This window comes from Bradyrhizobium sp. USDA 4502, from assembly GCF_054063355.1.
The window spans coordinates 4,592,590-4,614,014 of sequence record NZ_JBSSGF010000001.1; the positions used below are offsets into that span (position 1 = coordinate 4,592,590).

A 21,425-nucleotide genomic window follows, 5' to 3' on the forward strand; every position below is an offset into this window, starting at 1 on the left:
GGTCCGAGCAGGGAACCAGATGGTCCGGCCAGCCCAAACTCGAAAAAGGACCGTGTGCCGGGCGGCGAAAGCGTCGATGCCGTTGACAGGGCGGACCAGATGGGGTGTTCCTTCGCGCAAACGGGGCCAACTGCGACCACCGGCCTATTTCCAAGCAGGTGCCCCAGATACGGACCGCGACCTTGAAAGCTAGCCTTCAACCTCTCTTTTCCGCCGGACATGATGGTCCCGAGCGCCAGCCTCTGGCTCTCAAAATAGCGTTGTCCGACATGATCTCGGGCCTTGGCCTTTGGCCACTGTGGGTCCGTCTTGGGTGGAACGATATTCGGCAACGTTACCGCCGCTCTCTTTTGGGGCCGTTTTGGCTAACCGCCAGCATGGCCATCATGGTCGTGTCTTTGGGTGTTCTATATGCGCAGCTATTCAATACACCGATCGACGACTTCCTGCCATTCCTGTGTGTCGGCCTGCTGGTCTGGAATCTGATTTCCAGCTTCATCACCGAGGCAGGCACCCTGTTTACGGGCGCCGAATCCTACATCAAACAAATTAGGCTGCCCTATTCGGTCTACGTCTATCGATCGAGCTGGAGCAAGCTTGTCATATTCGCCCATAACTTCGTTATTTACTTCGGCGTCATTGCCTATTTTGGGATATGGCCGGGCGCGACGGCGCTGCTTGCGATCCCCGGCCTGATGCTTGTGATCTTCAACGGCGCGCTTGCCAATCTTTGCATCGGAATCATATCCGCGCGATACCGCGACGTTCCCCAGGTCATCAACTCTGCTATTCAGATCGTATTCTTTGTCACGCCGATCTTTTGGAAGCCCGAATTGCTGAAGAGCAAGACCTACATTACCGATTTCAACCCCTTCTTTCACCTCCTGGAAATCGTTCGCGCTCCACTGCTAGGGACAATACCGACCGAACAAAATTATCTGGCCGTCCTGCTGATCACGCTCATCAACATAGCAGTGGCCGCAGCCTTCTTTGCGCGCTATCGCGCCCGCATCGCGTACTGGGTCTAGCTTCCATGAATGCACCGTTCCCCACCGGCAACGCCGAGCTAACGCTCACGAACGTGAGCGTATCTTTTCCAATTTACCAAAGCGGGTCGCGCTCGCTGAAGAAGAGTCTGCTTTTCCACGGTTCGGGTGGTCGCATCGCTACCGACGCGAACCACCAGATCGTTGTTGAAGCGCTTCGCGATGTCTCGCTGCAATTGCGTGCCGGTGACCGGGTAGCCCTCATTGGGTATAACGGAGCTGGAAAGACCACCTTGTTGCGGGTCATGGCAGGAATCTATGAGCCGGTATCAGGCACCATGAGGACGCGCGGCCGGATATCTCCTATGTTCGACATCGGCCTGGGCATTGACGGTGACATCTCCGGCTACGACAACATACGCCTGCGCGGCATGATCCTGGGCTTATCGGTAGATGAAATTGAACGGCTCATGCCCGACATCGTCGAGTTCACCCAGCTTGGCGACTATCTCGATATCCCGGTGCGAACCTACTCGTCGGGCATGATGACGCGTCTGACATTCGCGGTCGCGACCTGTTTCGCGCCGGAGATTCTTCTAATGGACGAGTGGATTATGGCCGGCGACGCGTCCTTTCTGACCAAAGCGAAGCAACGCGTCGAGTCGTTCGTCTCGAAAGCCAGCATTTTAGTGCTCGCATCACATAACGTTGAGACATGCCGCCAGTTTTGTAACCAAGGCATCTGGATGGATCAGGGCAGGATCAAATCCGCAGGTCCAATCGATGAAATCCTCGACGCTTACGCGGCAGCGGTTGGGACTCCTGGATAATTGTCGACGTCGCAACTTTTTATTAAGCCAACCGGCCCGCCCAGCAGACGCCGCGTCTCGAGCAAGCAATGTGCAAGCCTGGAATGAAAGTTACGCCAAATAGCTGGCGATGTCCCCTCGTCCGTCCATCAACATGGTTCTATGACAGAGAGCAGCTTCATTACGGCGTCTCACGTTAAAGCGAAGCGCAAACTCGCGCGGCTGGCACGCTCGATTAAGCGATTAGTCTCAACGTCAGAAACATCTGCTGCAAACCCGCAAGGTCCACGCCGGCGCGTCGCAATTATCGCCGAAATGTCGATCCCGGCCTGTCGGCTTTACCGTGTCTACCACAAGACCGAAAGTCTCGAACGTCTGGGCTGCAGCGTGACCATAGCTAACTGGTGGAATTTCGAGGAATGCAGAGAAGCCATTCAACTGGCGGAAGTTGTGATCTTTTATCGTGTTGGTTTGCAACCGGCTACCGCACGGCTGTTTTCAGAGGCCGCCAGGCTTGGCATACCCACATTCTTTGACGTCGACGATATCGTCTTCGATCAGGAGATATTTTCTACTTTGCATAGCTTTCGATCAAGCTCTGCAGAGCAACAGCAGCATCTCCTGGAGGGCGTTCAATTCTATCGTGCAGCATTGGCCGCCTGTGATCATGCCATCGCGAGCACAGATGCGCTTGCGGCACACATGCGCGAGATCAACCGCGGCCAATGCTTCGTGGTCCAAAATGGTCTAAGCGCTCATCAGCTGCGGCTGTCCAGCCAGATTCTCAGCCATCCATTACCCCGTTCACCCGACACGGTAACGATCGGATATGGCAGCGGCACCGCCACCCACGACAATGACTTTGCCCAGGCAGCACCTGCCCTCGCTTATGTTCTTGAACACTATCCGAGCGTTGAACTGGCGATCCAGGGCCCGCTGCTGCTCCCGTCCGAGTTGACAAGCTTTTCCAACCGAATCGTACGCCTTCCGCTGATGGACATGGACGACTATTTGCGTTCATTGGCCTCGTGGGACGTCAGTATAGCTTGCCTGGAGGATACCCCGCTTAAACCGGGCGAAGAGTCCAGTCAAATTTATAGAAGCCGCATTGGTCAAGGTACCGAGCGTCTGTAGCGCGCTCGATCCATATGCAAACGTCATCGACGATGAAAAAAATGGCTTCTTAGCTAGCTCAACACAGGATTGGATACGACACCTCTCCGCTTTGGTTCAAAGCAAGACGCTTCGCAACGAGATTGGTGAGCACGCATCGCGTAGCGCGCATGAACGCTTTCATCCCGACCGATTAGCGGATCTTCAAGTCAAGCCTCTGTTGCAAGCATTGCCACCGTCGTCAGCCGGCAGGTTACGCATCATGATAGTGAACGACTTATTGCCCAATGCGGTAGGCCATGCCGCCGCGCAATTTGCTTCGCAGCTGATGGAAAGCAAAGATTACGAAGTCGTATTCCTTCACGGTTTCCAGAGCCCGGAACTTCCCTTGCATGCCCTGCACGTCAACCGCGTGAACAACCTCACCTTAGTTGGCCTCACTCATAACATCCTGCCGACGAATCAGTACTGGAACGACGATGTCGCACGAAAATTTAAAGAGGTACTCGATATCTGGCAGCCTGATCTAGTCTGCATCTTCGACGTTCGTGAGATGAGTTTCTCCGTCTTGCCCGCCTGTACCTCCAATCAAACGCCCTATTTGGTTTCTCTGCATAATGATTGGTGGCTATGTGAGTCGAACCACCGCCAGGCAAAAGACCCCTGCCTGCCATTTGCCAACGATTTACGCCATCGAGCGGCCGAAGCAGACAATCCTTTGCTAACTTACCATCGCTATTTTGAACTGCGAGAGAGCCTGCTGAACGCTTCGCTGCTACTCGCCCTAAACGAGAACCTCCGACAGCTCTACTTAAGTCACGGACTATCGGAATCTCACATTGTGCTCGCCGCGACCAACGATCGTCCAGACGAGCACACGAACCTCTTTTCCCTTGACACGATCATTCGACGCGCCGCAAGAGCGAATGCGGCAGGGAACCATTTTATAACGAGATAAATTGGGGGCAAGAGCCCATCGATTAGGCGTTCCGTTTGCAGGCGGGCCGGTGATGCCTACAGGAGATAGAGCGAGCGCACCAAATCAACAGAGCCAGGGATCATCCCGGTTGCCGAAGCAGTGGACGGCGGAAGAGGATGCGTGTTTCAGGTCAATGGTGATGGCAGGGTGGAGCGCCGAGAAAATAGCCGGTCAGCTAGACCGTACGTTGCAGCAGTTTATGCCCGTGCACACAGGTTCGGACTGACTTTGCGAAAGGTGGGGAGCCGGCGGCCAAGCAGGTAGACTCCACCTCGCGCCGCCCGAATGGATGGTTCAGTCGAATGCTTGGAATCCGCAGCTTAGAGTTGCGAGCTTACGGCGAAAGTCATATAGATCGCCACACCGTTTGTGGGGCTCATATGCGAAACTATTATATTGCACTGTTGGCTTGCGTAGCAGTTCTTCTTGCGATCGGGCAAACCCTGTTCCGAATAGGAGCCCAGCAAGCCGAACCAGTTACGGATCTATCATCCGCAATTTGGCTAATGCTCAATCCAGTCGTTATCGCAGCCCTCACTCTTTATGGCGGCACGACGGTGCTCTACATCTATATCCTGCAGAACGTGCCACTCAGCAGCGCCTATCCGTTTATGGCACTATCTTTTATACTTGTTCCTCTAGCAGCTGTCCTATTCTTAGGAGAAACTGTTGGATTGAATTATGTGGTCGGAATGGCACTTGTCATCGCCGGCTTATTCGTAACGACTCTATGAACAGATCAACATGATCAAGTCTTATCGGATTTGCGCGGTTATTCCCTGCTACAAAGTGAAACGGCATGTCCTTGGCGTCATAGCAAAGATCGGACCGGAGTTCGACGCCATCTACTGCATTGACGACGCCTGTCCCGAGAGATCCGGGGATTACATCCAATCTAATTCAACGGATCCGCGAGTGACGGTGCTGAGAAATGACCGAAATCGCGGCGTAGGAAGCGCAGTCATCCGTGGCTATCGTCAGGCTGTGGCGGACGGAATGGACATAGCGGTCAAGATCGATGGCGATGGCCAGATGGATCCTCGTATCGCATCGCGCTTTTGCATTCCTATCATCAATGGTGAAGCCGACTACTCGAAAGGCAACCGCTTCTATAGCCCAGCCTCTTTGCAGGGTATGCCGAACGTGCGTGTTTTCGGAAATGCGATCCTATCGTTCTTTTCTAAGCTCTCGACGGGTTATTGGAACCTGTTCGATCCGACCAATGGATATACCGCTATCAGCACTCGTGTACTTACTTTGCTACCCTTAGAGAAGCTCGCTGAGCGCTATTTTTTTGAGACTGATATCCTTTTTCGACTCAGCACGGTCCGGGCCCGGGTCATCGACGTCGCCATGGACGCCGTCTACAGCGATGAGGTTAGTGGTCTCCACGTGCGCAAGATCCTCGGTCCATTTTTGATAGGACATCTGCGAAATACATGGAAGCGGATCGCCTACAATTACTTCATCCGCGATTTTAACGTCGCATCCGTAGAGCTCTGTGCCTCGATAGCGCTGATCCTTTTTGGAGGCACATTCGGCTCTTATAAGTGGATCGTCGAAAGCGCCCAAAGGGAGCCGGCGACCGCCGGAACAGTCATGCTCGCAGCCTTGCCTATCATCACCGGTACCCAATTTTTCTTGGCTGCGCTCAACTACGATGTAGCTTCTGTTCCCCGAGCGGCTCTGCATCCGACACTTGATCCTGTCCTTTCCCCACCAGCCATCAAGACAGGAACTGAGTGCGACCCAAAGAATAACGGCCGCGGAAGTCCTGCAACACCGATCAGCCTCATAGTGTCTGACGACGGACGACATGGACCACCGTAGCTCACGGCAACGCCGTTGCTTTCCTCCCAATGCCCAATAACGCCGAGCGCCCGTTGCGGCAACACTCAGCCGCGAGACCCTCGGCATAGACGGTTGTCAGTCATGCATCTGTTTCTTCACCCGATATCACACCCGGCAACGCTTTCGCCGGCGCGATTCGAACGACTTACAGTCGCCCACGATCGATCGGCGCCTGGAATGACTTACGCAAAAGCTCGACGCCGGATTTCTTGATGATATATGTGGCGTTGTAATTTCCCGCAGGCCAGCCCGTACCTCGCTCCTTTCTGCCGACAAAAACGAAGGCTTGAGCCTTGTCATGCTCAAGGGGTGGAGACAGGTGCTCGACAAGCAACGAACCGTCGGGAGAATATATCTGAAGCAGTTGCTCGTCTCCTGCCCGAAGACCAATTGCTCTGACATAAGCGATTAATGAGCTGACTTTCTTGACGGGGTTGCGCTCCGCTTCACCGGATTCGATCGCGTCCATGGTAACCGGGATGGAGGTGAAGCCGAAATTCAAGATCTCGCGCTGGTGATATTCGACCGCGTCGGTCAGATCCCAGAGCGAAACTCCTCCGACGCACGCCCCCGCCTCAGCTCCATACGCGAACGGATCGACGACAACATCGTCCTTGCGGATCGTAAGATGCAAGTGCGGAAACTCGGTCTCGCCGGATAGTCCGACCAAGCCAAGAACCTGTCCGGCGCTTACCCGTTGGCCTGGTGCCGCCCGCAGGCTGCCGTTTGCCAAGTGGCAATACTGGGAGCTCCATCCCCCCGCATGTTCAATCACCAAGCCGTTCCCGCACTGTCCTCCTTTGATATCGTTGTTATCTTTTTTTCGGATTGAAACATCCTCAATCCCATCACGCGCCCGCAATATAATTCCGTCGGCGACCGGCATAACCTCAACGCCGTTCCGTTGGCTGGCCATGCTCGGAATACGAAAATCTGTCCCGTCGTGACCATCATAGGTTCGGGTGCCGCAGTGAAAATCGCGGGTCTCCGCGGTAGGGTCGTGATCTACGTAATTCTGAATAAAGCAGGTGAGGCCGACGCGACAATTAAGCGGCACCTTAAATTTGGGGAAATCTTCGGCGCCATGCGCACCCCGTGCCATCGCGGACATGACGACGAGACCAAAAATGAGTCTGCGAATCACCGCCGCACGCATTCCTCGGGCCTACTGTTCACGGAAGGCATTAAATCCGCGGTCAACAACGGGCTTCAGCAGATACGAAAGCATTGATCGCTCCGAGGTCTGAATGTACGCGTCGACCGGCATGCCAGGTACCAACTTCTTAGATCCGAGCTTTCCGACTTCGTCAGCAGGCAGCGTGATCCGAACCGTGTAATAATAAGCGCCGGTCCGCTGATCCTGCAGCAGGTCAGCTGAAACAACCCCCACTTTGCCGTTGATTTCCGGCGTCGTCCGCGCATTGAACGCGGCAAACCGGAGTACCGCCGCCTGGCCTACTCGAACCTGGTCGATATCCTGCGGAGACAACTTCGCCTCGACAGCCAACGCGTCTCCTTCCGGCACGATCATCATTAATACATCACCCGGACCGACAACGCCGCCCACCGTAAAAACGCTAAGCTGATGGACGACCCCATCCTGCGGTGCCCGAACGTCGATGCGCTTAAGCTGATCCTCGGCGGTAACACGCCGCTCACCCAGCTCCGACAATTTTGCACGTATATCGGCTAGATCCTTACCCACTTCAGTCCGTGTATTCTGATCGAGCTGCAGAATTTGAAGCTCGATCTCTGAAATCTTTCCCTTGGTTTGAGCTATAGAGGAAATAAGCGCGCCACGTTCCCCGTCGAGCGCGGCCTTGCTTCGCTCGAGCGTTGTGACGCGAGTGAACTGAACGAGATGTGACTTCCAGAGATCGCGGACCCCGACGAGCTCCTGATCAATCCACTCGCTCTGCCGGGCCTTCGCCTCTTCCTGAGTAGCATAACCGCGGATTTCCTCGCTGGATTGCGCGATCCGCTCGCGCAGCTGAGCCTTCTGCCCTTCCACGCTCTCGCGTCGAATTTGAAACAGTCTTTGCTCGCCGGCTAGAATGCGCGCCAAATCGTCGTCATTCGCTCGCGAAAGCAGCTCCGGCGGAAACTCAATCGTCTTCATCCCGTCTCGCTCGGCCTCCTCACGGGCCCTTCGGGCGAGCAGCTCGTCGATACTCTTGGTAACAATCGCCAGATTGGCACGCACCACTGTTTCATCGAGGCGCATTACCACGTCACCAGCTCTCACTCGCACGCCATCCCGAACTCGAAGTTCACCGATTACGCCGCCTGTCGGATGCTGGACCTTTTTCACGTTGCTGTCTACGACCAGAGTGCCACTTGCTATTACTGCTCCCGCGATCTGCGTTTTCGCGGCAAGCCCGCAAACGCCCACTCCGAACGTGATGATCACGGCGACCGCACCGCGCAGGTACCATTGCAAGGAGATGAGTATGTTCGGCCGCGATCGCTCAGTCATGGCGTATTCCTATTATCTGCCACGGTGCGAAGTTCCTTTGAGACCGTTCGTACCGCCGATCTGGTAACTTTCGCTGTCACCTCGTCTTTCGGGCCGAACGCCACAGCCTTTCCCTCGGCCACTGCCAACATCAGGTCGACGTTTTCGAGCGCACTCGGTCGGTGAGCTACGATGACAGCGATGCCGCCGCGTGCCCGCACACCCAAGATCGCCCGTTGCAACGCCTGGTCGCCGGCATGGTCTAGGTTTGAGTTCGGCTCATCTAAAACCACAAGAAAAGGATCGCGAAACAGGGCGCGAGCCAATGCAATCCGCTGCCGCTGCCCCGCAGAAAGCGCTACCCCACCCTCGCCAATCTGACTCTCATAGCCATCTGGAAGTTTGAGGATCAGCTCGTGCACGCCGGCCGCTTGTGCTGCTGCGATGATATCGCGCGACGCGCACCTTGCATCGAATCGGGAGATATTTTCTGCGACGGTACCAGCGAACAAGTCGACATCTTGTGGCAAATAGCCAATATGCCGGCCAAGGTCTTCGGACGCCCACTGTTCGAGTGCCGCGCCGTCGATGCGAACCTTTCCGGCACGGGAAGCCCATGCACCAACGATCGTACGTACCAACGTAGATTTTCCAGATCCGCTAGGTCCGACTACGCCTACAGCACTCCCTGCCCGGACGAGGAAGCTGACGCCTTGAACGACCGAGCGTTCGCTCCCTGGCGGAGCGACATGAATATTCTCAACGGCAAGATCATGGCTCGGCGGCGGTAGCTCGAGGCCGCGCACTTGATCTGGAAACCGCTTCAGCAAGGCTTCGAGGCGTACCCAGCTTTGTCGGGCAGCCGCGAAAGACTGCCACCGCGAGATCGCGAGATCCACCGGCGCCATCGCACGCGATACCAGCATGGAGCTGGCAAACACCACGCCCGCTGTCGCCTCACCAATGATCACCAAATACGCGCCGATCCCAAGAACGGTAGATTGCAGTATGATCCGAAGCGTCCGAGAGACAGCGCCAAGGCTTGCGACGACGTCCGCGGTCGCCAGCTGGACGCCAATGAAGCGGTCATTGATCGCACTCCAACGCTGCCTCAAGCGTGCCTCCATGCCCATCGAGCGCACGACCTCGGCGTTGCGCGATGCGGCAGACGCGACGGCATTGCGCAAGACGCCATCACTTATGGCCATCCTCGTAGGTCCCTTGGTCCACACCTCGGTCATCAGGGTAAGCGACAACAATACCACGCTCCCGACCAGAGCCGCTGTTCCGATTAAGGCATGAAAGTAGAAGCAAACCCCGAGGTAGAGCGGTATCCAAGGCAAATCAAAGAAAGCCGCCGGACCGCCACCAGCCAAGAAAGCTCTGATCTGATCCAGATCCCGCACGGGTTGCAATGGATCCCCTTCGGCAGAACGATTGAGTGGGAGGGCTGCCAGCGCGTGAAATACATTGTCTGAGGCGGATTGACCGAGCCAAGCCCCGATGCGAGTGAACATTCGGCTGCGAATGAGATCGAGAATGGCAGCGAAGCCGAACAGGACTAGCGTCACGATTGCGAGACCGATCAGCGTTGGCAAGCTGCGACTGGGCAGAACACGATCATAAATCTCGAGCATGAAAAGTGAGCTCGTAAGAGCCAGCACATTTAGCAAACCACTCATGAGACCAATGCCGACAAACGCAGCATTACATCTGCGCAACGCAGCATTAAGCCCCCCTTGCGGCCTACCCGAGCTCTCGGGTTTCCAAGGTATATTCACGCGTGGCCCCGCTGTTTATTGGGCAGGCGGGCCGCAGCGACTTTGACCGCGGTGCAAACGTCGCGAGGGCCTCAACAAGTGCCCAGACACAAAGGATGTTCGATGAGTTGATTGAACTCCGCGGCAATAGGCTTACTAAAGGTCCACAATCACTTGAAAAAACCACGCTGAACCGAGTAGCATTTATTATGCCTCGTTGCTAATCCTTTTCCGGAAATTATTCTCCTTTGACAGCTAGCGAATTCGGCTGCTAAGCTGTGCAATGACAGGTTGATTGACGAAACGAACCATTTCTTCGGACGCAACGACCAATATTTAGCTCCACGCATTCTTATTTCGATGGGCCGACGACCCACACTAAGGCGAGGCAACGCTTCGTATTTTAAGCGCCATCCAAGGCGCAACTTCACTCAGTTTTCGAGAAACTCCGCGGCGCCCGTCGTGGAGGCAAGATCCGGCTAGCGCTCAGTTTATGCAGAAGGTGGCGCAGTGCCACAGCAAAACACGGAGGCGATCATGGCTAATTGTCGATTGTAGCGTACAGCTTCGCTCACGATCTAAGTAACCAGTCCATCATTAGAACGGCATACACGAGCAATGCGTCGGGTCGCTGGTTCTTGGTGCTTGCGGTTAGGGCGACAAAATTGCGCGCGCCATGACAACGAGACAGCGAACCGGTTGCAAAGAAGACATCAGAATTTGAGAGCCTATGCGTTGGTCGTAGTTTGGGCTTCGGGCCGGCGCTTCAATCCACATCGCGAAGCTCAATGAATTATCACAAATTCAATCATAGCAGGCGAGGAGTATTATTATGGCAGACAACGTGCTTTTTAACCCAGCCGGAGAAAAGCAGATAAATCTGGTCACCGCCAATGGTCAGTTCAATTCGGATACTGCAGCCCTGCTAAATGGCGGGTACGTGACGACCTATACAAGTTTCACCGGTGGCGCCAACGGCGATGATATCTTCTTTCAACGCCTGGCTTCGGACGGCACCCCAATCGGGTCCGCGGTACTCATTTCTACGCTGCCTAATGCAGAGCAAAATGACTCTGCGGTAGCAGCGCGCCCGGACAATGGAGCGATTGTCGTCTACGATGATAATAATGGTTTTCCGGCTACTTACGTTCGCTATGCCAGCGTCAGCTCAACGGGAGTAATCGAGCACACGTCGTTTTTTGACTTTAACGCCGCAGTCAACATCAGCCATCCTGATATCGCCGAATTTGGTTCGGCCTCGACCAAGTATCTGATCGCGCAACAAGCTGACGTAACCGGTACAAACAGCAACATCCGCTTCGAGGTTTACGATTCTTCTACAGACACCTTTACCACCCTACCAACTAACCTAACGACCTTAGCGGGCGCCGAAACGGCACCAGCCGTCGCGGGCCAATGCCACCCAAGGACTTGTCGTCTGGGTCGACAACAACAGCTCGACGACCGCGCTCGATATTCGCGGCGAATTCGTAACCCCGACCGGCAGTACGAGCGCCGCATTTACGATTGCCGACACAGCTAACCCTCTAATTCAACCGGACGTAGCGGCGCTGTCAGACGGCAGGTTTGTTGTCGTCTATAGCGAAACGCAAGGATTTTTTACCGATGTCAGGGGCGTCATCGTCGATGCCACAGGTACCGCATCGGCTCCGTTCGACATCGCAGTCACCGGAGGTTCTCAACAAGACGCCAAGGTCGCAGCCTCCCCAGACGGCGGGTTCGTCGTGACTTGGGATGATTTCGCGGGAACCTCGCCCGACAATACCGACGGTGTATTTGGGCGTCGCTTCGACGGAAGCGGTCATGCTGTCGGCGACGCTTTCCTCGTCAACGCCTTGCCGAGCACCAGCGTTGAGGACAACAATAGCATCGCGAGCCACAGCGACGGCACCTTCGTGGTCACCTACGATAACTCTGATACGACCAATACCTCCGATGCCACACCAAGCGGAATCCAAGGACAAGCCTTTGCCCTTCAGACTGATATAGTCAATGGCACCGCTGGCGATGATAGCTTCCAAACCTATGGCCTTTCAGAGACGATCCACGGCCTGGCAGGCAATGACGTCATTGGCGCTGGCGCCGGGGATGACACGGTGACCGGCGACGCTGGCAACGACACGTTATTCGGAGGTGACGGCAACGATAACTTAAGTGGTGGCGATGGCGACGACGTTCTTCAGGGCGGCCCTGGCAACGACACATTGAGCGGTGATGCCGGTAATGACACAATAATCGGAGGAAGCGGCAACGATGTTGTGGATGGTGGTGACGGGAACGATTCGATCGCCGGTCATGATGGCGCCGACATCCTCAACGGCGGTGCGGGGCTAGATTTGATCCTCGGCGGCGACGGCAACGACACCATCGACGGCGGTGGGGCTAGCGATATCGTCAAGGGCGATAACGGCGACGATATCGTGCGTGGCGGTGACGGACCTGATATCGTCACGGGTGACGCGGGGAACGATCAGGTGTTCGGCGGCGCCGGTGACGATGCGATCTCCGGTTCAACCGGAAATGACACCCTTGACGGTGGCGACGGTAGCGATTCCGTATTTGGCGAGGAAGGTGACGACCTCATTCATGGTGGGGCCGGCAATGACGGCGGCAGCGGCCTGGCTGGCGCGCCCGGCGGCCTATATGGTGGTTCGGGTAATGATACGATGTTTGGTGATGCCGGCGATGACCGCCTAAATGGACAGGACGGCAATGACATCATCAACGGGGGCACCGGAGACGACTACCTCACGGGCGAGGCCGGCGCCGACATCTTCGTGTTTGAAGCCAATATGGGCAAGGATCGCATTGAGGACTTCAGCCACGCTCAAGGTGACGGCATCCGGGTATCCAGCTCCCTCGGTGTGAACTCGGCCGCCGATGTTCTTGCCCTAGTCCAGCACCTGCCAACCGGCGAATACTTCATCGACTTCGGTGGCGGCAACACCCTAACGCTGCAGAATACGTCGGCTCCGGTGCTGTCGGATTTCGCAGTGTTCTAATAAAATAGATAGACGATCCGTCGACACGGCGCTCGGTTCCCGGGCGCCGTGCTGCTTTGACGGGGGTAGGTCACCCGTCACCTTCGCCTAGCGTCGTGGCTCTGCCAGCTGGTTTTCGAGGAGAAACGTTGTGTTGGCCGACATTAACTTGGGCGAATACGACGGGAACATGCTAATCAATTCAGAAGCCGAGGGACCCCGAACAAATGCGGGAACAAACGTAGTTGAATTTGCTTGAGGGCCCGCGCAGCTGGTAGTCACTTTAATGCGCGTCCCATGTCTTGATGGATATTCTGATGATACCGCCTACAATCCGAAGCGCGTTCGCGCGCAAGGTATTTAGCACGATTATTTTCTTCGGCATCGTCTTAGTATTCATTACCCCGCCCATTCAGAGCCCAGACGAGGACAGTCATTTTGTCCGAATCGCGATGCTATCCGCGGGATCCATTTTTCCGACTTACGAGGAAGGACGTTGGGGGCAACGAATTCCCCAGTCACTCCGCGACTATGTTGCCGCTCATAAATATATGAGTGGTCACCCGGAAACGAAATATTCTTACCGATCGTGGTATGTTGATTCTTACGCAGCGATCTCCCGCGAGCCGTCGGTGCACTACACTTACCCCTCGCAATCCGCTTCTCCACTGCTCTATCTTCCGCAAATCGCCGGCTTGCTCGCAGGAAAAGCTCTTTATCGAATTGCTCCATCTGCAAACATCCGCTTTAATTGGTCAGCCGCGCTTTATTTTGCGCGGTTAGGAAATCTTATCGCATTCGCGGTTGGTGTGACCATTGCGCTTCAATGGCTCTTATCCTTTCGAAGTATCATTACCTTTGTCGCTACGATGCCGATGTCAGTATTTCTCGCGTCGACAGCTAGCTATGACACCACAGTCATTCTTTCTGCGATCGGTTTTTTTGCGCTAACTGTCGTGGGATCAGGCTTGGGAAAGCCGCCTTCAAATAGGTTGAAGGTTGCAATAGTCGTCGCGGCATTCTTCTTGGGACATGCGAAAGCCGTCTATTTGCCTGTTCTGCTCACAATCATCTTGCTGCGTCATGTTATGCGCAAGAGGGAGTTCATCGTTTATAGTTTCCTTGTTCTACTCGCAGGTCTGATGGGAGCGGCTTCCGCGCTCTTTCTTTTCGGATTTACCTCCGATCCGATGGACGCCCCCCTCCTAAGGGCACAGCAAACTTATTTGGCGACTCATCCGCTCGCCGTCCCCAGGCTGATCTGGAACACGTTGGTCACTCGCTTCGATTTTTACTTGGTCTCGTTTTTCGGTGATTTCGGTTGGCTTGACACTAACCTGCCGCTTCCGGCAATCGCCCTTCTTTCGGGACTTTTTCTGGCCGCTATAGCGGTTGACGCAATGCAGTTAAAGCCTCATGATATGCATTTGGTCGATCGACTCGTCATATTTTTGGGCTGTGCTGCTTCTATAATAATGATGATGCTAGCGCTTTACGTCATCTGGACATCGAAGCAGCCCGCTGGAGTAGGTGCACCTTTGGTCGATGGGCCACAAGGTAGGTATTTTATTCCATTGGCCCCTTTTCTCGCTTGCGTTTTCGCAATTCTCCCCCGTGCGATTATTCACCGCTCTGGGTCCATTCCGATTTCCTTTCTTGAATTGCAGTTGTCCGCAGCCCGCGCGATGCTGGCCTTAGCCTGCTTTTCCTTGCTTGTTCGCTATTGGATTCCCAACCCACCGTAGGAATACGGGTCTAGGCCAGGCGAACGGGAAATCGACTTGTTCTCGCCGAGACTGTATAAGGCTCAGCACCTTACTTGCGCGTTATGAGAACTCAGTTGAAACAAATTGGCTTCGCTTTGGCTGATATTCAGCGTCGATCTCGGACGGCCCTCTCGATTATTCGAACCAACGGATCTCGTGGACTCTTGGAACTCGGCACGATCCTGTATCAGCGGACCCGAGAAAAGCTGAAGGGACCGGTTCCACCGTTCGATAGGAGTGCCCATCCGGTCCCAAGTCGACCCGCGCGATCCATCCTCAGGACGCGCGTCTTGATTGTTGCAACCCTCGACATCCCGCAATGCGAGAAGTACCGCGTTCAACAAAAGCAGGTGCTGTTCAAGCTCCAGGGCGTCGAGTGCACCGTCGTGTCGGCCTGGGATTTTGCCAACTGCATGAACGCGCTGCAAACCCACACGATTGCCATTTTCTATCGCGTCCCCGGCTACGACTCGGTCTTGTCTCTGATCCGCGAAGCTAAGCGGCTCGGCGTCACTACGATCTACGAGACCGACGATCTCATCTTCGATCTTTCGAGTTACTTAGAAAATCGCAACCTCGAACGACTTTCCGAGGATCTACGCTCGAGTGTTCTCGCTGGCGTCCCGCTCTTCCGTAAAGCGCTGACTTCATGCGACATCGGCATCGCAAGCACGATAGACTTAGCGGCAAAAATGTCGGAAGCAGGGCTGAAGACAGTTCATGTCATTGAAAACGGGATCGACGAGCAGACGTTAGAGTTTGTCGAGCAGGCTGAGGTTGCCTGCCTTCGTGACCCGAACCTAATCCGCCTGTTCTACGGCTCCGGCTCCAAAGCGCATGACGCTGATTTCGACTGCGCCGCTCGATCGATTTTATCCGTCGCGCAAAACTATCCAAACCTTCGAGTCAGAATCGTGGGCGAGCTGACGTTACCGCCCGAATTCGATCTGATCTCCTCTCAGATCGAACGCTATCCTTTGACGGACTACCTGAGTTACCTCAAACTCCTGGCCGAGTGCGACATCAACTTAGCGCCGCTTGAAGCGACCGTATTTAATGATTGCAAGAGCAACATAAAATTCATCGAAGCGGCATTATTTGGAATTCCGTCCGTGTGCTCTCCACGAAGTGCATTCCGGCATATCATAAGCCACGGACGATCCGGGATGCTTGCCGAGACGGGAGAGCAATGGACGGCGGCATTGACGAGTCTAGTCGATGCTCGCGAACTCAGAGCGACAATGGGACAGCAATCAAGGCAGGCTGCGATCGAGCGCTACAGTCCTGCTCAGCTTGCGATACGAGATATTCAACCGCTGCTCGACGCATATGGAAGTGACGAAGACAAGGCACTGAGAATCTTAGTTGCGAACATATACTTCAGCCCCGACAGCTTCGGTGGAGGAACGATTATTGCCGAAGAGATGGCCGTCCGGCTCAACGCACGGCGGGATACGTCAGTCCTCGTCTTCAGCGGCGCCCACGATCCGGCAATGAAGCCTTACGACATGGTTCGCCATGAGCAGAAAAGTATCCCGATCGTATCGGTCAAGACGCCCCCGCCCAATCCCCGCGAGCTCGATTTCCTCAATCGGAAAATGAAGAACATCTTTGAGGATATCCTGTTATCGTACCGGCCGGACGTCGTTCATCTTCACGCGGTTCAGGGCCTCACAGCTTCAATAGCCGAGGCCTGCATAGAGGCGTCGGTACCTTACGTTGTTACTCTGCACGATGCGTGGTGGCTGTGCGAACGGCAGTTCATGATAAAGCCAAATCACCGCTATTGTGGCCAAGTGACCATTGACATGAACGTTTGCGAGACCTGCGTCCCAAACATCTCGTGGACCGAACTGCGTTTGAACTTCCTAAAGGGCGCGTTGCGCCAAGCGTCCAAGCTGCTCGCGCCGAGCAAGTTTTGGAAGGACATCTATGTAGCCAATGGTCTGCCATCCGATCTCGTAGCGGTCAATAAGAACGGCATCAAGGCGCCCCGCGCGATCGGTGGTGCGGCATCGCGGATCGACACAAAGTTAAGGTTCGGCTTTGTCGGCGGCGCCGGTCCCATTAAAGGCCTTGACCTCATCATCCGCGCATTTCAGGAACTCGACAGCGCAAATTATGAACTGGTTCTGGTCGACAATACGCTCAACCTCGGCTTCAGTTCGATGCCCAAACATTTGCGGCTCAAGGGTGCAATCAGGATCGTTCCCGCCTACACACAAGAAACCATAGATGAGTTCTTTTCAACCATCGACGTTCTTCTGTTTCCATCGCAATGGAAGGAGAGCTTTGGTCTTACAGTCAGGGAAGCGCTGGTTCGCGACAAATGGGTGATCGCAACGGACTCCGGCGGGACCGTTGAAGACATTGTTGACGGTAAAAACGGAACCATCATTCCGTTGGACGGCGACCATTCGAATCTGAGAGCCGCTATTGCCAAGTTAGTTGCCAACCCTCAAAAGGTGATCGGGTACGTCAACAAATACAAGGCTCGCATTCGAAACTTCGATGATCAAGCCGAAGAACTTCACGCCTTTCTAAAGAGCGCGAGCGCACAACGGCCAGCCGGCTACTATCGTACGGCCGAAGCTCCAAGCTCCACGTTCAAACCGGCCAGCGACCCGAAAGCAAAGATTCCAGAACGCGATCAAGCCTCGGCACGACACATCGACCAAATCAACGCTGATCAAACAGAAGAGTTCGATCGACCTTTCGGGTAGCGTGCAAGATCATTCTCAAACGCGCACCGCGCTGAGACAACCGGCACCGGAAACCGCCTTTGGCGACACAATCAACCCGTAAGTATCTACCGACAGAGTCCTTGGCAGCGGAGCTGAAATCGTTCGCGCGGTTGGTCCAGGCCCCCTTGATCGTTATCCAAGATGTAGCCATCGGAGCAACGGCGCGCTTGGTGCGCAGAAGATCACCAGTACGAGAATCTCTCCGAGGAGACGATCCTCTTTGCAATTCCCGGAGGGCGGCAATTTACGTTCATTTCGATCCACAAGGCACCATCCACGACTACAATATCCATCAACTTCGCGAGCTCGTGGAGGCGGGTTTTCGCGTTACTTTCGTATCAAACGCACCCAATTTGCCGGAAGCAAGCCGGGAGATCGTGCGGCCTTATTGCAAGGACATTATCTGGCGACACAATATCGGTTACGATTTTGGCGCCTACAAGGATGGCGTAGCATCGCTTGGAGATCTCGATCAGATCGACACCCTGGCGCTGATGAACGACAGCATCTATGGGCCACTTTGGAAGTTGACGGAAACGCTCTCGGCGATTGACGACTCGAAATATGACTTTTGGGGAATCGTCGATTCTTGGGAGCAACAGCGCTACCATCTCCAGACGTTCTTTATAGTGTTCTTTTCCAAAGCCCTTCGATCAAGCACGTTCAAGTCGTTTTGGAGCAGATACCCGTACGTCAACAACAAACGATGGGTCATTCGAAATGGTGAGATCGAGTTGACCCAGGCCTTGTCGCGCCGACAAATGCGCGCGGGAGCGCTCGCAACATATTGGTCCGTTGCCGAGGCGGTGAAGGATCGCTTGGGCGCGTTTGGATCAACAACGTCAGTGCCTTCGACTGAAGCATTCCAGACGCGCCTGCGAAGGCTCTTGTTGATGGGTAGACCCCTCAACCCGATGCACTTTTTCTGGGACGTTTTGATCACGGACTACAAATGCCCATTCATCAAGCGGGAACTTCTCAAAGCCAATCCCGCAAGTATCCCGAGCACCGCGCAATGGGCGGAACTCGTTACGTCGAACACTCCGCACGATGTTTCCATAATCCAACGACATCTCACGCTCGAGCCGAGACAAAGCGCAAATGCGCGTCAGGCACGTTCACAGACCTGAAGTATATTGATTTCTATTCGGCGTTGCGTTTGGATATCAACTGCAGGTACGACTGTTTTCGTTTGTTCCGAGTTTTGAACGCGGCCTCCACCGAGATGCGGCGAGGTGTAGGAGATTTTGATGACCTTCAAATACTCCGTCACGTTGAGCGATTCAGGCCATCTGTCTCAAGACGCTAGCTTGATCGCTGTCACTAACGCCGCGATCGCGGAATGGTCACAGTTTATCCAGGGCCTCGGGACAATTGATGTCCAAGTCAACGTCACGCCCACTACGCGTGCAAATGGTGGCGTTGGTGTCGTCGTATATGCTGGGGCTGATGGAGCTCGCGACGTTTATGAAGCTGGCACGGCGTACGAGCTTCAAACTGGGGTCGATTACAACGGTTCTTCTCCAGATCTGATTATCAATATCGATCCGGTCTATCTAACCACGCTCTGGTTGGATCCAAACTCCAGTCCAGCATCTAACTATACGGATGGGCTGTCGGTCCTCGCACACGAAATCGGCCATGGCTTAGGCATTGTGGGGTATCGTGACCCTTCGTCGGGCGCCTTACCCGCATACGAAACGTCTTGGGACCGTCTGGTGATGGTTAGCGGGAGCAGTGCTTCATTCACCGGATATTACGCTGAGGCGATCTATGGAGGAGCCGTTTCGGTTACCACCGTTCAGAACGGAGAGCAGTACTATCATCTCGGGAACGACGCTTCCGAAAGAGACGGCCAGGACTTGATGAATGGCATCGCATATTATTTTGGTACCCGTTACTCGATCTCCGACCTTGACCTTGCAATCTTTAAAGACATGGGACTAACAGTCGTTTCTGGTGTTAATGGAGATCCCCTCCTCGACCCATTCTATTATGCGGCACACAACCCCGACGTATCGATCGCCCATGTATCATCGGTGCAACATTACAACCAGTTCGGGTGGAAGGAGGGTAGAGACCCCAGTGCCTTCTTCTCCACCGTAGGCTATCTCGCATCCAATCCCGACGTTGCTAAAGCCGGGATCAACCCGCTCCAGCATTTTGAAAATTTTGGATGGAAAGAAGGACGCGATGCAACAGCGAGATTCGATAATGAGCTGTATCTGCAGCGTAACCCTGACGTAAAAGCGGCGGGGATAGACCCGCTACAGCATTATCTAGAATACGGTCAATTCGAGGGAAGGCAGGCTTTTGCTGCAATTGGACAATCCGCAAGTTTTACTCACGGCAGCTTCGACGCCGAGTTCTATCTCTTATCCAATCCAGACGTGGCTAAGACCGCTCTGACCGTCTCTGATCCGGTTGCATTCGCATATGAGCACTACGAGACGAACGGCTGGCATGAAGGCCGCGATCCCAACGCCTACTTTGATGTAACGTGGTATCTCTCGACTTATGCCGACGTCGCGAAGGCAGGCATCGACCCGTTAAGCCACTACGATACGTTTGGCTGGAAAGAAGGACGCAATCCGTCAACATTCTTCAATACAAATGACTATGAGGCGGCAAATTTTGATGTTGCGGCAGCGCACGTCGATCCGTTGCAGCATTTCTTGCAATTTGGCGCGGACGAGGGCCGGCTAATTTGACCTTTCGGCTTGAGATTCGAAGAATAGGTCCGGAGCGTCGTTCAGCCAGGACAGTCACCGGGTAGACAACAATCGCGCACGCGCCGGCCAGAGTTCAAATCCAGCTCTACACCGAGGGCCCGGCAGCAGCCATCCGCGCGTAATGCGAACCGGTGCCGCTGCTCGGGCTTGTCGACCGCGTCCGAGTAGTGCGTGTGATTAACAAAATACCCTCGGCAGCGTCGACTTCGATCAATCGCCTACTAAATCAATCCCAACATAGCTCCAAGATAAAGTCCAATCGTCTCCTGGATGTTTTGACGGTATACCCCTGTCCGCCACAAGAGAAAGATGCGGTTCGGCAGCGCGCTCTGTCGCGCCGCAGCGAAATCATCCAAGGTCGACAAGGCCGATGGCGAGAGCGAGCCGCGCATCTTGTTCAGGGTAGCAATATTGACCTCGTTCCAACGTTTCATGCGGCGGTTCGCGAACGCGGTTGCTCTGAGATACCGTTGCCAAAAGCCTCTGTTCGAGCCAATCAAGTTATTTCCATGCTGCCGATATTGAAGGCTTGGCACAGGGTCGTAAAACGCTATCCCCCCTGCGCCGGTCACAACCTGGTACGCCCACCAATCATGGGAGATCAAATCAACATCGTCCGGCGCCTGGGCAAGCAGACGTTTGGCTGCCTTGTTCATGACCATTGTGTTTCCGCCGCCCATGTTTTGCACCAGTGCATTTTGAAAACTTGGCTTTCGCCGAAACAACGGCGAGAGCCCGGCGGGCCGGCCGTCCTCGTCAATAAGCTCGGTTCTGGTAAAATAAAGGCGCGGTATGTCGGAGGAGCCCGTGGCAAACCATTTGGCCGCCCTCTCGAGCTTGTCGGGAAACCAGATGTCGTCCTGGTCGCTAAATGCGAATAACTCCGCGCCGGAGATCTCCGCTCGTTTAGCTAACGAAACAAAATTCTGCCAAAACCCTTTTTGGGGTCCTTTGATGAGATCTGTTCGCTGCGGCACCGAATGGGCAAACTCTCGCACGATATCCGCGGTCCGATCAGTTGAACCATCATCGGAGACAATGAGCTCCCAGTCGTGGTGCGACTGGGCAGCAAAGGACGCCAGTTGCTCTTTAATGTGCGCTGCCCCGTTGAACGCAGCGAGCAGTATGACGATCTTCTGATTTCCGGGCGGCATCGTGCATCAATAACCAGTATTCCCAACGACGACCGCGGCGAGCCGCCGCGGTATTGGAGATTGAGACGAGCGGA

Annotated in this window: 16 protein-coding genes; 12 read left to right on the forward strand and 4 right to left on the reverse strand. The window is 54.8% G+C overall.

The window, feature by feature from the left end; all coding sequences use genetic code 11:
- The first annotated feature begins 269 nt into the window (after nucleotides 1-269).
- The 6 genes from ACVW1B_RS21410 to ACVW1B_RS21435 all read left to right on the forward strand — a co-directional run bounded on the left by ACVW1B_RS21410 (nucleotide 270) and on the right by ACVW1B_RS21435 (nucleotide 5,717).
- The gene (locus tag ACVW1B_RS21410; RefSeq protein WP_456823055.1) at nucleotides 270-1,028 is read left to right on the forward strand and encodes an ABC transporter permease; all 759 of its coding nucleotides are present in this window, start codon (nucleotides 270-272) and stop codon (nucleotides 1,026-1,028) included.
- A gap of 5 nt (nucleotides 1,029-1,033) precedes the next feature.
- Nucleotides 1,034-1,816 carry an ABC transporter ATP-binding protein gene (locus tag ACVW1B_RS21415; RefSeq protein WP_456822184.1) on the forward strand — a complete coding sequence of 261 codons (783 nt, stop codon included), beginning with the start codon at nucleotides 1,034-1,036 and terminating at the stop codon, nucleotides 1,814-1,816.
- 141 nt (nucleotides 1,817-1,957) lie between these two features.
- Nucleotides 1,958-2,929 carry a hypothetical protein gene (locus ACVW1B_RS21420; RefSeq protein WP_456822185.1) on the forward strand — a complete coding sequence of 324 codons (972 nt, stop codon included), beginning with the start codon at nucleotides 1,958-1,960 and terminating at the stop codon, nucleotides 2,927-2,929.
- Nucleotides 2,904-3,866: a glycosyltransferase gene (locus ACVW1B_RS21425; protein ID WP_456822186.1), complete on the forward strand. Its 963-nt coding sequence runs from the start codon at nucleotides 2,904-2,906 to the stop codon at nucleotides 3,864-3,866. The genes ACVW1B_RS21420 and ACVW1B_RS21425 overlap by 26 nt, the downstream gene beginning before the upstream one ends.
- Before the next feature lie 323 nt (nucleotides 3,867-4,189).
- Entirely contained in the window at nucleotides 4,190-4,621 is a 432-nt protein-coding gene (locus ACVW1B_RS21430; protein ID WP_456822187.1) for an EamA family transporter, read from the forward strand.
- 10 nt (nucleotides 4,622-4,631) lie between these two features.
- Nucleotides 4,632-5,717 carry a glycosyltransferase family 2 protein gene (locus ACVW1B_RS21435; protein ID WP_456822188.1) on the forward strand — a complete coding sequence of 362 codons (1,086 nt, stop codon included), beginning with the start codon at nucleotides 4,632-4,634 and terminating at the stop codon, nucleotides 5,715-5,717.
- Between the two features lie 166 nt (nucleotides 5,718-5,883).
- Here ACVW1B_RS21435 and ACVW1B_RS21440 read toward each other — a convergent pair whose 3' ends face one another.
- The 3 genes from ACVW1B_RS21440 to ACVW1B_RS21450 are packed head-to-tail and all read right to left on the reverse strand — an operon-like array spanning nucleotide 5,884 to nucleotide 9,974.
- Nucleotides 5,884-6,894, reverse strand: coding sequence for a M23 family metallopeptidase (locus tag ACVW1B_RS21440; protein WP_456822189.1), 1,011 nt, complete (start codon nucleotides 6,892-6,894; stop codon nucleotides 5,884-5,886).
- Between the two features lie 9 nt (nucleotides 6,895-6,903).
- Nucleotides 6,904-8,214: an HlyD family type I secretion periplasmic adaptor subunit gene (locus ACVW1B_RS21445; RefSeq protein WP_456822190.1), complete on the reverse strand. Its 1,311-nt coding sequence runs from the start codon at nucleotides 8,212-8,214 to the stop codon at nucleotides 6,904-6,906.
- On the reverse strand, nucleotides 8,211-9,974 hold the full coding sequence (locus ACVW1B_RS21450; protein WP_456822191.1) for a type I secretion system permease/ATPase: 1,764 nt from the start codon (nucleotides 9,972-9,974) through the stop codon (nucleotides 8,211-8,213). The genes ACVW1B_RS21445 and ACVW1B_RS21450 overlap by 4 nt, the downstream gene beginning before the upstream one ends.
- A gap of 811 nt (nucleotides 9,975-10,785) precedes the next feature.
- On the opposite strand from ACVW1B_RS21450, the gene ACVW1B_RS21455 reads away from it, so the two are divergent.
- The 6 genes from ACVW1B_RS21455 to ACVW1B_RS21480 all read left to right on the forward strand — a co-directional run bounded on the left by ACVW1B_RS21455 (nucleotide 10,786) and on the right by ACVW1B_RS21480 (nucleotide 20,176).
- On the forward strand, nucleotides 10,786-11,496 hold the full coding sequence (locus ACVW1B_RS21455; RefSeq protein ID WP_456822192.1) for a hypothetical protein: 711 nt from the start codon (nucleotides 10,786-10,788) through the stop codon (nucleotides 11,494-11,496).
- 202 nt (nucleotides 11,497-11,698) lie between these two features.
- Nucleotides 11,699-12,976 carry a calcium-binding protein gene (locus ACVW1B_RS21460; RefSeq protein WP_456822193.1) on the forward strand — a complete coding sequence of 426 codons (1,278 nt, stop codon included), beginning with the start codon at nucleotides 11,699-11,701 and terminating at the stop codon, nucleotides 12,974-12,976.
- Between the two features lie 284 nt (nucleotides 12,977-13,260).
- On the forward strand, nucleotides 13,261-14,700 hold the full coding sequence (locus ACVW1B_RS21465) for a DUF2142 domain-containing protein (protein WP_456822194.1): 1,440 nt from the start codon (nucleotides 13,261-13,263) through the stop codon (nucleotides 14,698-14,700).
- A 311-nt stretch (nucleotides 14,701-15,011) separates the two neighbouring features.
- A complete protein-coding gene (locus tag ACVW1B_RS21470) occupies nucleotides 15,012-17,444 on the forward strand; it encodes a glycosyltransferase (RefSeq protein WP_456822195.1) in 2,433 nt (810 codons plus the stop codon).
- A 101-nt stretch (nucleotides 17,445-17,545) separates the two neighbouring features.
- Nucleotides 17,546-18,595, forward strand: a complete 1,050-nt coding sequence (locus ACVW1B_RS21475; protein ID WP_456822196.1) for a rhamnan synthesis F family protein — start codon at nucleotides 17,546-17,548, stop codon at nucleotides 18,593-18,595.
- A gap of 120 nt (nucleotides 18,596-18,715) precedes the next feature.
- Nucleotides 18,716-20,176 (forward strand): hypothetical protein, encoded by a 1,461-nt coding sequence (locus tag ACVW1B_RS21480; protein WP_456822197.1) that lies wholly within the window; start codon nucleotides 18,716-18,718, stop codon nucleotides 20,174-20,176.
- A 242-nt stretch (nucleotides 20,177-20,418) separates the two neighbouring features.
- Here ACVW1B_RS21480 and ACVW1B_RS21485 read toward each other — a convergent pair whose 3' ends face one another.
- Nucleotides 20,419-21,351 carry a glycosyltransferase family 2 protein gene (locus ACVW1B_RS21485; RefSeq protein WP_456822198.1) on the reverse strand — a complete coding sequence of 311 codons (933 nt, stop codon included), beginning with the start codon at nucleotides 21,349-21,351 and terminating at the stop codon, nucleotides 20,419-20,421.
- Nucleotides 21,352-21,425 lie beyond the last annotated feature (74 nt).

What these genes read in the sequence shown, in the direction of transcription:
- ACVW1B_RS21410 (WP_456823055.1), top strand. Translation starts at nt 270, where the DNA reads ATGATCTCGGGCCTTGGCCTTTGGCCACTGTGGGTCCGTCTTGGGTGG.
- ACVW1B_RS21415 (WP_456822184.1), top strand. Translation starts at nt 1,034, where the DNA reads ATGAATGCACCGTTCCCCACCGGCAACGCCGAGCTAACGCTCACGAAC.
- ACVW1B_RS21420 (WP_456822185.1), top strand. Translation starts at nt 1,958, where the DNA reads ATGACAGAGAGCAGCTTCATTACGGCGTCTCACGTTAAAGCGAAGCGC.
- ACVW1B_RS21430 (WP_456822187.1), top strand. Translation starts at nt 4,190, where the DNA reads ATGCTTGGAATCCGCAGCTTAGAGTTGCGAGCTTACGGCGAAAGTCAT.
- ACVW1B_RS21435 (WP_456822188.1), top strand. Translation starts at nt 4,632, where the DNA reads ATGATCAAGTCTTATCGGATTTGCGCGGTTATTCCCTGCTACAAAGTG.
- ACVW1B_RS21440 (WP_456822189.1), bottom strand. Translation starts at nt 6,894, where the DNA reads ATGCGTGCGGCGGTGATTCGCAGACTCATTTTTGGTCTCGTCGTCATG.
- ACVW1B_RS21445 (WP_456822190.1), bottom strand. Translation starts at nt 8,214, where the DNA reads ATGACTGAGCGATCGCGGCCGAACATACTCATCTCCTTGCAATGGTAC.
- ACVW1B_RS21455 (WP_456822192.1), top strand. Translation starts at nt 10,786, where the DNA reads ATGGCAGACAACGTGCTTTTTAACCCAGCCGGAGAAAAGCAGATAAAT.
- ACVW1B_RS21465 (WP_456822194.1), top strand. Translation starts at nt 13,261, where the DNA reads ATGGATATTCTGATGATACCGCCTACAATCCGAAGCGCGTTCGCGCGC.
- ACVW1B_RS21480 (WP_456822197.1), top strand. Translation starts at nt 18,716, where the DNA reads ATGACCTTCAAATACTCCGTCACGTTGAGCGATTCAGGCCATCTGTCT.
- ACVW1B_RS21485 (WP_456822198.1), bottom strand. Translation starts at nt 21,351, where the DNA reads ATGCCGCCCGGAAATCAGAAGATCGTCATACTGCTCGCTGCGTTCAAC.